The organism is Anaeromyxobacter sp. Red801, from assembly GCF_049201065.2.
In the GTDB taxonomy this organism is placed as follows: Bacteria; Myxococcota; Myxococcia; order Myxococcales; family Anaeromyxobacteraceae; genus Anaeromyxobacter.
Window position 1 is genome coordinate 147496 of sequence record NZ_CM181236.1, and the last position, 10388, is coordinate 157883.

The window sequence follows — 10388 nt, forward strand, 5'->3', positions numbered from 1 at the left end:
TGGCCCTCCGCACGCCGGCGGATGCGCTATAACGGCGCCTTCCGCCCGGAGGGTCCGCGCCGATGAACGTCCTCGTCCTCAACTGCGGCACCGCCGCGACGAAGTTCGCGGTCGTCCACGCGTCCGACGGCCACGTGCACATCGCCGGGCGGATCGAGCCGCTCGCGAACGCGCAGTCGGCGCTCGAGTTCGAGCACGAGGGGCGCGCGGAGCGGCGGACGGTCGCGGGCGAGGGGATCGACGCGGCCCTGCGCGCCGCCCATGAGCTCCTCCGCGAGACCGGCCTGGTGGACGGGCTGATCGGCGTCGGCCACCGCGTGGTGCACGGCGGCGCGAAGTTCTCCGGGTCGATCCTGATCACCCCGGAGGTGATCGCGAAGATCAAGGAGTGCATCCCGCTCGGCCCGCTGCACAACCCGTCGACCGTGCGCGGCATCGAGGTGGCGCAGCGGCTCTTCCCCGAGCTGCCCCAGGTCGCGGTCTTCGACACCGCCTTCCACCAGACCATGCCGCCGCGGTCGTACCTGTACGCGGTCCCGTACTCGTGGTTCGTCGAGCACGAGGTCCGGCGCTACGGGTTCCACGGCACCAGCCACCGGTACGTGTCGCAGCTGGCGGTGAAGCAGCTGGGCCTCGACCCGGAGGATCACGCCATCGTGACCGCGCACCTCGGCAAGGGGTGCTCCCTCGCGGCGGTGCGGAACGGGAAGAGCGTGGACACGACCATGGGCCTCACGCCGCTCGGCGGCGTGGTCATGGACACGCGCAGCGGCAACATCGACCCGTCGATCATCGCGCACATGAAGAGGCAGCTGAAGTGCAGCATGGAGGAGGTGATGGAGAAGCTGAACGAGCGCTCGGGCCTGCTCGGCATCTCCGGCCTCTCGAAGGACATGCTCACCCTGGAGCGGGCGGCGCAGGAGGGCAACGAGCGCGCCCGGCTCGCGATCGAGAAGTTCTGCTACTCCGTGTCGAAGGCGGCCGCCGGGATGTTCGTCTCGCTCGGCCGCGTGGACGCGCTCGTGTTCACGGGGGGCATCGGCGAGAACCAGGCCCAGGTGCGCGCGCAGATCGTGAAGCTGCTCTCGTTCGCGGGCTTCGCGCTCGATCCGCGCGCGAACGAGTCCCACGGCCGCGGGCTCGGCGGCCGGATCACGCGCACCACGAGCCCCATGGCGGCCGTCATCCCGACGAACGAGGAGTTCATGATCGCCCGGGACACCGCCGAGATCGTCGCGCACGACGCGTCCATCGCGGCGCGCTGGGACAGCGCCGGCTCGCTCCGCGCCGTCCGGTGACGCGCCGGCCGCGGGTGCCCCGAGCTCCCTCGAGGCCGCGTCGCTGGGCGGGCGAGCGAGAGGGCTACCCGAGGTGACCCTTGCGGACGCGCGCCGGGCCCGGGTACGAGAGCGGCTTCCAGAGGAGGCCGACATGGACCGATTCACCGGCGGCTGCCTGTGCGGGGATCTTCGAGTCGTGGCGACGGGCCGACCGTACCGGGTCGGCATCTGCCACTGTCTCGACTGCCGCAAGAACCACGGCGCGCTGTTCCACGCGTCCGCCATCTTCCCCGCCGAGGCGGTGACGATCACCGGCGAGTCGCGCACGTTCGCCGGGAGGTCCTTCTGTCCGCGGTGCGGCTCGCCCGTGTTCGGGATCTTCGACGACGAGGTCGGGGTGAACCTGGGCTGCCTGGATGCGCCCGACCAGCTGACGCCGACCTACGAGCTCTGGACCATCCGCCGCGAGTCCTGGCTGCCGCCGTTCCCGCAGACCCGGCGCTACGAGCGCAACCGGGAGTCGACGGGTCGATCCGAGGAGTAGCGCCGGCGCACTCACGGCGTCGAGGGCGTGCGCGCCCTGGCGCCCTCGTGCACCGAGTCGATGGCGGCGAGCAACGCGGGGAGCGGAGCGTCATCACCGACGCTGCGGCCGTAATGCGCGAAGGCGATCCGCCCGGCGGGATCGAGCACGAACCCCGCCGGCAGCTGCGTCTCCCGCCCCTCGAACCGGCCGTGGCGCTTGCCGGCCTTCATCGCGCGCACCAGCGCGAGCAGCGAGCCGGGCGCGAGATACCCCGCCACGCTCGCCTCGACCGCGAACGCGTCGTAGAGGCGCGCGGACGGATCGGCGACCGCCGCGAACCCCGGCTTCCACTCCGCCATCGCCGCCCGGAGGTGCTCCGGCGTGGACTGGAACACCATCCAGACCCCGCACGAGCGAGCACGGAACTCGGGCATCGCGCTCGAGAGCTGCGCGACCCGGAGCTGGCAGACCGGACAGCCCGCGTAGCGCGTGAACAGCACCACCGCCGGCGTGCCGGGCCTCGTGCACTCGAGCCGGCCTCCATCGACGTCTTCCAGCGCGACGTCGGGCGCGCGATCGCCGACACGTAGCCTCATCCCGCGCTCCTGACCGGTACCCGTCACGCGCCCACGATACCAACCTCGGACGACCCCGGGACGCGATGCTTCCCGCAACGGACCGCAGCCTATCTGGCTGCGCCGGTGCGCCCGTCGGGCCTGGGCCTGTCGTCGCGGGGCCGGGCCAGCTTCACCTTCTCCGAGGAGGGAACCGCATCCAGGCAGGCTCGACCCGCGGCCTTGACCTGGTCCTCGGTCGGCTCCGCCCTGGTGGCCGCGAGCTTGCCCGCGAAGCACTCGCACATCGTCGCCGTGATCTGGAGCGCACGCCGCCGGATGGTCTCGGCATGGAACCAGCTCTCCATGCACTGACCGTACGCCGCCAGCCAGGTGGATCGGTTCTTCGCAGCCGGGGGAACGTAGTCCCTGGGGTCGGCGCGCCCACCGGTGTTGATGGTCGACACGAACCGCTCGCACTGTGCCTCGGAGCGGAAGAAGAGGTGCACGCCGCCGTCTCCGCAATCGACGGCGTACCCGACCAGCGCCTCGGGGCCGTTCCGGAGCACCGTGCAGGCACCTCCGCGGCCCTGGCTCGCCTGCATCCACCCGGCGCTCACGTGGGCGAGGACGTCATCCAGGCTGTCCTCGGCCTGCTGGCACCCGCCGTAGCGCGTGTCGGACACCTGCCTGGCGTACCAGTAGGCGCTCGCGTCCGCGTCCTTCGGCATGCCGAGCAGGAACAGCGCGGTCGCCAGGGCAACGGTCTTCGGTCGGGCCGTCGACATCGGCCGAGGCTAGCGCATCTGGAGACACGGTGCTCGAGGACGAGCAGCCGCCTCGCGCCCGAGGGCAGGCAACTCGCCGCACCTTGCAGCGCGCGCAGCATGGTGAATACGGTGAGCGCGCGGTCTGGGCGACGGCCCCGCGCATCCCTCCTCGAAGGAGCTCTTCCAGTGGACATCCCGCGGATCTTCAACGTCTCCGAGAGCGCGCACCGCATCCACGATCCGTTCACGCCCGAGAAGCTCGCCACGCTCGGCGCGGCGCTGCGACTGGAGCCGGAGACGCGCGTGCTCGACCTCGGCAGCGGCTCGGGCGAGCTGCTGTGCACCTGGGCGCGCGATCACGGGATCCGCGGCACCGGCGTCGACCTGAGCCAGCTGTTCACCGAGCAGGCGAGGCGCCGCGCCGCCGAGCTGGGCGTCGCCGATCGGGTCGAGTTCGTCCACGGAGACGCGGCCGGCTACGTCGCCAGCGAGAAGGCAGGGGTGGCGGCCTGTGTGGGCGCCACCTGGATCGGCGGGGGCGTCGCGGGCACCATCGCGCTGCTGGCCAGGAGCCTCCGCGCGGGAGGGATCCTCCTCGTGGGCGAGCCGTACTGGCTGAAGCTGCCGCCGTCCGAGGAGGTCGCCCAGGGATGCCACGCCGCCTCGATCTCGGACTTCCTCCTGCTTCGAGACCTGCTCGCGTCCTTTGGCAAGCTCCGCTGGGACGTCGTGGAGATGGTGCTCGCGGACCCGGACAGCTGGGACCGGTACGAGGCCGCCAGGTGGCTCACGATGCGTCGCTGGCTCGAGGCGAACCCCGACGACGACTTCGCGAAGGAGGTCCGCGCCGAGCTGACCGCGGCGCCCGAGCGCTACGCCACGTTCACCCGCGAGTACCTGGGCTGGGGTGTGTTCGCGCTGATGGCGCGGTGACGCCGGCAACGTGGTCCCCGGTCCGCACGATCCGTTAAGATGGCGACATGAAGAAGCTCATCGGGCGCCGCGCGCCTGCCCTGGTCGTCGGAGCGGGAATGGTCCTGGCCCTGGCCGGAGCGGCGGGCCCCTGCACCGTCAAGAGCGGGGACCACCCGCTGGTGCGGGCGTACCTGAGCGCCGAGCCCGTGACGCCGGTCTGGAATCCCGACATCTCGCCGCCCGAGCCCATGTGGATCCAGAAGGTCGAGTTGCCCGGCGGGTCCGTGACGGTGTCTGCACGATGCTGCGTCGGCCAGCGCTTCGTTGCGCGCTTCTCCGACGAGTCCTCGCCGCGCACGATGTTCACGCCGGGCGACTACGTCTATCCGAGCGAGCTGCGCGTCGCGCTCCGCGAGCGCGTCGTGTACGGGCGCGCGAGCGGGCTGGCGGGCGGGATCACGAAGGTGACCAAAATCTTCGCCTACGACCTGGACCGGCGGCGCCTCGTCGAGTCCGTGGACGTCGACCCGGGACTTCTCCCGCCAGTCCGGGAGCCCGCATCACCCCGGCCGGGCCGATAGGACGCCACGGGGCCCATCCGCTCGTCGCCGTTTCCGACTGCTGTCGGCTCACCGCGCCCTCGCCGTGGAAGGCGCCCGGGAGAGCCCGCCGCCCCCGTCCCTACCTCACGAACACGTCGTTCACGTAGTCGTGCGCGGCGAGCGCGCCCTCGGGGAGCGCGCCCTTCTCCACGCGCGCGGCCACCTCGGCGCGCTCGAGGTCGAACATGGCGTCGAGCAGGCCGGCGCGGTCCTCGGGGCGGGCGGCGCCGATCACGAACAGCGCGCGGGCGCTGTGCTGGATGTAGCGCGGCGAGAGGAGCTGGCGGTGCAGCAGCTCCATGATGACGGGCGCCTTGGAGCGGTCGAAGCGGGCGGGCTCGCCGCGGCGATCCTGCTCGGCGAAGAACGCGTCCGTCCACTCACCGTGGAACGTGTACACCTTCTCGAACAGCGCGCGGTCGAGGTGGGACCCGGCCTTCACCGCCTCGGCGGGCTTGCCGAGCACCACGCCGTCCGCCGTGAGCGTGGCGCGGAGCAGGTGGCCGTCCTTCGTGACCGGCGCCTGGTGGCGCAGGAGCGCCCAGAGCCACGACACGTTGATGCGGTAGGTGGCGAGGTCGTTCATGAAGCGGAGCTTCAGCTCGTAGTCGTCGATGGCGGCGGCGAAGTTGCCGTTCAGGATCTGGAAGCCGTAGTTCGCCGCCATGTAGAACGCGTGCTGCACGTGCTCGATGGTGACGTCGCCCTCGGGCACCCGGTAGATCGCCTCCCAGCGGGCCGCGTCGAGCAGCTTCTCCGGCGCGTCCACCTGCTCGCGCGCCAGCACGAACGGCGTGATGCGCCCGTTCGCGTCCACGAGCCCGCGCGACCGGAACAGGTCCCGCTCGGCGTCGGAGAGCCCGCTCGCCACGGTCGGCACCTGTTTCCCGCCCGCGTCCACCGTCTCCACCGGCGCGTCGAGCAGCTCCTGCAGCGCGCCGACCCGCGCGCGGAGCGGGCCGTTGCCGGCGCCCACGTACTCGGGCTCCGGGCTCGCCACCCAGCTCTGGCGGTACGCGTCGTGGAGCGCACCGCGGACCTTGCCGGAGAGGATCGCGTCGAGCGTGGGCTGCTCGCCGGGGCGGAGCGGCGCGTCGGGCACGAAGAACAGACCCAGCAGCCGCTCGCGCAGCTTGTCGATCACCATGGCGCGCAGCGCGAGCGGGTTGTAGCGGGCCCGGCCGTACGGATCGCCGGCCTGGTAGATCATCACCGCCGCCATGCCGCCGATGGGCGCGGCGTGGGTCAGCTCGCCGTCCTTCATGCCGGCCATGAGCATGAGGAGCGCGTTGTAGCGCTGGTACGCGAGCATGCCGGGCGTCGCCATCCCGACCGTCTGCGGGTCGGGGAACACGCCCTTCGGATCGTCCTTCCACATCTCGATGAGGCTGCCGAGGTAGTCCCAGCGCCCGACGTTCGTGCCGAGCAGCCGGCGCCGCAGCGTCCAGACGATGGCGGGGAGCTGGCGGCCGGCGTTCCCCTCCTCGTAGAGCATCTTCGCCTTGAGCGTGCCGGCGGGCACGCCGATCATCCCCTCGAGGCGCGCGAGCATCCGCTCCACGATGAGCGCCTCGCGCGGCGTCTGCAGCTTGGGGATGTAGAAGTACGCGCCGCTCCCGGCGCGGGTGAGCGCGTCGTAGCCGTTCAGCGTCCAGAGCACCGCCACCACCACCAGGCCGGGCGCCGGCCGGCCGTCCACGGTGACGTGGTCGTAGCGGACGTGCAGGCTGGGCGGGCGGGCGAGCCGCGTGGGCCACCTCGCCTGCGGCGTCGTGATCCGGTAGCTGCGGACCTTGCCCTTCTTCTCCACCTCGTAGGCGCGGTCGGACCAGCGCCCCTCGAAGATGTCCTTCGCGTTCTTGAGCGCCGCGAACACGCCCACCGGCTCGCGCGCCGGCGCGCCGTCGGGGCGGAAGTGCGGCGGCGAGGCGTCCTCGAAGTCCGGCATGTTCATCGGCGCCGGGCTGTTGAGCGCGTTGAACGCCATGTCGAGCGGGTGCCACGGCCCGGTCAGCTCCAGGCCCGGGTTGCGCGACGGGTGGACGTGCTCGGGGATGGGCACCTCGTCGTTGAGCCGCCAGCGCAGGGGGCTCTCCTTGCCGAGGAAGTTGTCGATCATCCCCTGGACGATCTGGCGGAACGTCCAGGCGCTCCCGCCCACCGGGTCCTCGAAGGCCTCGTTCCAGTGCGGCCACGCGTACCGCGTGGCCACCGGCTCGGGCGAGCGGAGCAGCGCGCCGCGCGCGGTCAGCGCCGCCTCGATGTCCGGCTCGAGCTCGCGGGTGAGCGTCTCGATGGTCGCGTCCACGTCGAGCTCGCGGCCGTTGACGCGCTTGCGGCCGAACAGCTCGGGGAACTGCTCGAGGATGTCCGCGCGGATCATGGAGGCCCTCCGGGTGGCTGGTACGCGCGCCGGCGGCACGGGCCGCTCGGCGGGCGTCCAGCTTAGGTGCTCCCGCGCGCCCGGCGCGGCATGCACCTGAGAGGGCTGCGGCCGGGGGACTCAGGCCTCGGTCGAGACGCGCGGGGTGCGCCGGGCCGGGGGCGTGCGGGGGGTGCGCGGCGGCGCCTTGACGTTCGCGTGGAGGAACGTCTCGACGTCCACGTGGTCGCGCGCGCCGAGCGGCGCGAGCTGCGCGAGCAGGCGGCCGGTGGCGCCGAGCAGCGCCGCGTAGGTGGCCCAGCTCGGCTCGGGGGTGTACGCGAGGTCGATCCCGAGGCGGAGCGCGGCGGCGCAGGTGGTGCGCGGCTCGACGAGCATATGGACGTCGGGGCGGGCCACGAACGGCAACAGCGTGAGCACCTGCCAGCGCGACTCGAGCGCGGGCGTGGCGGGCAGGGCGGCCACCGCCGCCGCCAGGCGCTCGAACGCGGCCTGGTCCGGCTCCGGCGCCGCGAGCAGGGCGAACAGCGCGGCGAACAGCTCGCGCGCGGACGCGGGATCCGAGAGCGCGGCCGCGAAGGCGGGGCGCTCCGGCGGCGGCAGCAGCGGGCGCACGTGGTGCTCCACCTTCACGGCGCGGGCGACGAGCGCGCCGACGTCCCCCGCCGCGAGGAGCCGCTCGCCCTCGCCGCCGCCGAGCTCCTGCTCCCAGGCCTCGTGCGCGCGGCGCCACTTCCAGGCCCGGTCGCGTCGCACCTTCGGGGGCTCCGCGCCGGCCTCGCCGCCGGCCGGCTCGGACGAGACCGCGCGGTAGCGCTCCAGCGCCTCGGCCTGCGTGATGCGCCCGTCCGCGACCTCGTAGCGCCCGGTCTCCGGGGCGAGGCGGAACGCGGGGAGCGCGGCGAGCCAGGCGTTCGCGCCCGCGGCGGGGGTGAGGAACGGGAGCGCGGTGGGCAGCTTCAGCTTCGCGGCGACGCGTCCGTCGCCCCCCGCGAAGTACACGTGCACCGCGTCGCGCTCCACCGCGACCACCTTCCCGACGCCCAGCGACGCGTGCTGCACCAGCATCCCCTTCTCGAGGTCCATCGATTGCTCCTTCGTCGGCGCACACGCGATCGCACGAGGCCGCCTCCGCGCGAGGTGCGCGGCTGCGGGTGCAGAAGGTGGCGCGGTGGGCCGCCGCCGATCGGCGGCGGCGCGGGTCTCGGCGCGAGGCGCCGGGCTGCGCAGTCCTTAATATAGTGCAGCGCACGCCCGGCCGCCCGGGTGGCGAGCGGGGGATGGCGGCGTGCGCCCCGGCGCGGGCGAAGGAGGGGCCGTGAACAAGCGGGCGCGGGAGTGGGTCTCGGTCGGGATCACCTGGGTCCAGGACCTCATCTACGTCGCGCTCGGGATCCTGCTGACGCTGGCCTGCGCGGTGCTGCTCCTGCACGGCGGCGTGGACCTGGTCGGCGCGCTGGGGCGATCTCGACCTGCAGGTGATCGTGCAGCTCCTCGACCGGATCCTGCTCGCGATGATGATCGTGGAGCTGCTCTACACGGTGAAGGTGTCGTTCCGCGATCACCTGCTCGTGCCCGAGCCGTTCCTGCTCGTCGCGCTCATCGCCGCCATCCGGCGCATCCTCGTCATCACCGCGGAGTTCGGCGCGCAGTCGCCCACGAGCGACGAGAAGTTCCGGCACGTCATGAGCGAGCTGGGCCTGCTCACGGTGCTGATCCTGGTGCTGGTCGGCTCGGTGGTGATCCTGCGCCGCCGCGACTCCGCCGAGGCGCCGCGCTGAGTCAGCGGCCGCCGGTCGCCGGCACCGCCACGTCGATGCGGTCGAGCCGGTAGTGGCGGGCCTCGCCGGTGTCCACGTCCACGCAGTGCACCAGCGTGGCGTGGCGCTCCATGATGACGCCGGCCACCTTCACGGTGCGCTCGCTGGTGCTCTCGTCGGACCGGCGGTAGCGCACCCGCAGCGCCGTCCCGCCGAACCACGCCTCCTCCACCGCGCGCCGCACCGCCGCCGCCGCGGGCATGGCCGGCACGCCCACGAACTGCAGCCCGTCGAGCACCTTCAGGAGCTCGCGCTGCGCCGAGGCGGACAGCGCGCCGCGCACCTTGTCGAGCGCCGCCTCCAGCGTCTCCGCGAACGGCAGCAGGCGCATGCGCGACGCGTAGGCGCCGAGCGCGACGAGCACCGCCGCCTCGCGCGCGCTCAGGTTGATGGGCGGCAGCGCGTAGTGCCGATCGAGCGCGTAGCCGCCCCCGCGGCCCTGCTCGGCGTGGAGCGGCAGGTCGGCCGAGCGGAGCGCGTCGAGGTCCCGGTAGACCGTGCGGAGCGTCACGCCGAAGCGCTCGGCGATCTGCGCGGCGGTGACCCCGGTGCGGCGGCCGCGCAGGTACTCGGCGATGGCGAACAGGCGGGCCTGGCGGTCCATGGTGGCTGCCCCGTGCGGCGTCCCCGTTCCCATGCCCGGGGCCCGGGCGTGCCGGCAGGGCTCCGGGCGGGGAGCGCGACCGAAACCTGACATAACGCTGACACCGCCCGCAAGCATCTTCCCGTCCGTCCGGCGGATCACCCGCCGGCACCGACGAGGGAGAGAGACATGAGCACCGCGATCAACTGGTTCGAGCTGCCCGCCGCCGACTTCGACCGCGCGCGCAGCTTCTACGAGGCCGTGCTGGGGACGGAGCTGAAGGTGGACACCAGCGGCCGGATGCCGATGGCGTTCTTCCCGTACGCCGAGGGGAAGGGCACCGGCGGCGCCATCGTGAAGAGCGAGCACGCCCGCCCCGGGGTGGACGGCGCCATCGTGTACCTCGATACCCGCGGCTCCATCGAGCGCTGCCTGCGCCGGGTCGAGGCCGCGGGCGGGAAGGTGGTCGTGCCGGTCACCGACATCGGCCCGCACGGCCGCTTCGCGATCCTCATCGACAGCGAGGGGAACCGTGTCGGCCTGCACGAGCCGAGGGCCGCCGCCACCGCGGCCGCGTGAGGCCCGGCCAGGCGGTCCGTCCGCCGCCCCGGCCGCGCGCCGGGTGCGCGCCGGGGCGGTGGACGCCGCCCGCACCACCCGCGAACCCGCTCGGAGAGTCAACGGGGTCGCAGCGGAAAAGATGGGGCCCGCCGCGACGCGAATGAACCCGGAGTCTCGACGGACCCGGAGTCGCGTCACACCCGGTCAAATCCGGCGAACCGCGTGGAGCTGGCGCAACCCGGGTGCGCGCCTGCGCGCTTCGCGGGCAGCCGCGCGCGCAAATTATTCACCTATGCGTTTGTGCATGAAGCAATTCGTGGATAATTGCACCACCCCTATTGACGAAAAGTGACGTTGTCCGCCACCCTCCCCGGCGTGACCACTTCGGAGCAGC

Annotated in this window: 11 protein-coding genes; 6 read left to right on the forward strand and 5 right to left on the reverse strand. The window is 72.9% G+C overall.

Features of this window, described 5'->3' with window-relative positions; all coding sequences use genetic code 11:
• The first annotated feature begins 62 nt into the window (after window positions 1-62).
• Both ACOQFB_RS00740 and ACOQFB_RS00745 read left to right on the forward strand, forming a co-directional pair.
• Window positions 63-1298, forward strand: coding sequence for an acetate/propionate family kinase (locus ACOQFB_RS00740; RefSeq protein ID WP_421609198.1), 1236 nt, complete (start codon window positions 63-65; stop codon window positions 1296-1298).
• A 178-nt stretch (window positions 1299-1476) separates the two neighbouring features.
• A complete protein-coding gene (locus ACOQFB_RS00745; RefSeq protein WP_421609199.1) occupies window positions 1477-1824 on the forward strand; it encodes a GFA family protein in 348 nt (115 codons plus the stop codon).
• Between the two features lie 11 nt (window positions 1825-1835).
• On the opposite strand, the gene ACOQFB_RS00750 is transcribed toward ACOQFB_RS00745, so the two are convergent.
• Both ACOQFB_RS00750 and ACOQFB_RS00755 read right to left on the reverse strand, forming a co-directional pair.
• A complete protein-coding gene (locus ACOQFB_RS00750) occupies window positions 1836-2402 on the reverse strand; it encodes a peroxiredoxin-like family protein (protein WP_421609200.1) in 567 nt (188 codons plus the stop codon).
• Window positions 2403-2491: 89 nt separating this feature from the next.
• Window positions 2492-3148: a hypothetical protein gene (locus ACOQFB_RS00755; protein WP_421609201.1), complete on the reverse strand. Its 657-nt coding sequence runs from the start codon at window positions 3146-3148 to the stop codon at window positions 2492-2494.
• Window positions 3149-3316: 168 nt separating this feature from the next.
• Here ACOQFB_RS00755 and ACOQFB_RS00760 point away from each other — a divergent pair, with 168 nt between their 5' ends.
• Window positions 3317-4063: an SAM-dependent methyltransferase gene (locus tag ACOQFB_RS00760; RefSeq protein ID WP_059437060.1), complete on the forward strand. Its 747-nt coding sequence runs from the start codon at window positions 3317-3319 to the stop codon at window positions 4061-4063.
• Between the two features lie 47 nt (window positions 4064-4110).
• Complete coding sequence (locus ACOQFB_RS00765) at window positions 4111-4626, forward strand: hypothetical protein (protein ID WP_421609202.1); 516 nt, start codon at window positions 4111-4113, stop codon at window positions 4624-4626.
• Window positions 4627-4726: 100 nt separating this feature from the next.
• Here the strand turns inward: ACOQFB_RS00765 and ACOQFB_RS00770 are convergent, their stop codons facing one another.
• Window positions 4727-7030: an aldolase/citrate lyase/malate synthase family protein gene (locus tag ACOQFB_RS00770; RefSeq protein ID WP_421609203.1), complete on the reverse strand. Its 2304-nt coding sequence runs from the start codon at window positions 7028-7030 to the stop codon at window positions 4727-4729.
• A 120-nt stretch (window positions 7031-7150) separates the two neighbouring features.
• A complete protein-coding gene (locus tag ACOQFB_RS00775; RefSeq protein WP_059437066.1) occupies window positions 7151-8116 on the reverse strand; it encodes a hypothetical protein in 966 nt (321 codons plus the stop codon).
• 392 nt (window positions 8117-8508) lie between these two features.
• Between ACOQFB_RS00775 and ACOQFB_RS00780 the strand changes: the two genes are divergently transcribed.
• Window positions 8509-8811 carry a phosphate-starvation-inducible PsiE family protein gene (locus ACOQFB_RS00780; RefSeq protein WP_494492404.1) on the forward strand — a complete coding sequence of 101 codons (303 nt, stop codon included), beginning with the start codon at window positions 8509-8511 and terminating at the stop codon, window positions 8809-8811.
• Between the two features lies 1 nt (window position 8812).
• Here ACOQFB_RS00780 and ACOQFB_RS00785 read toward each other — a convergent pair whose 3' ends face one another.
• Entirely contained in the window at window positions 8813-9454 is a 642-nt protein-coding gene (locus ACOQFB_RS00785) for a helix-turn-helix transcriptional regulator (RefSeq protein ID WP_059437068.1), read from the reverse strand.
• A gap of 168 nt (window positions 9455-9622) precedes the next feature.
• Here ACOQFB_RS00785 and ACOQFB_RS00790 point away from each other — a divergent pair, with 168 nt between their 5' ends.
• Entirely contained in the window at window positions 9623-10012 is a 390-nt protein-coding gene (locus ACOQFB_RS00790; protein WP_421609204.1) for a VOC family protein, read from the forward strand.
• Window positions 10013-10388 lie beyond the last annotated feature (376 nt).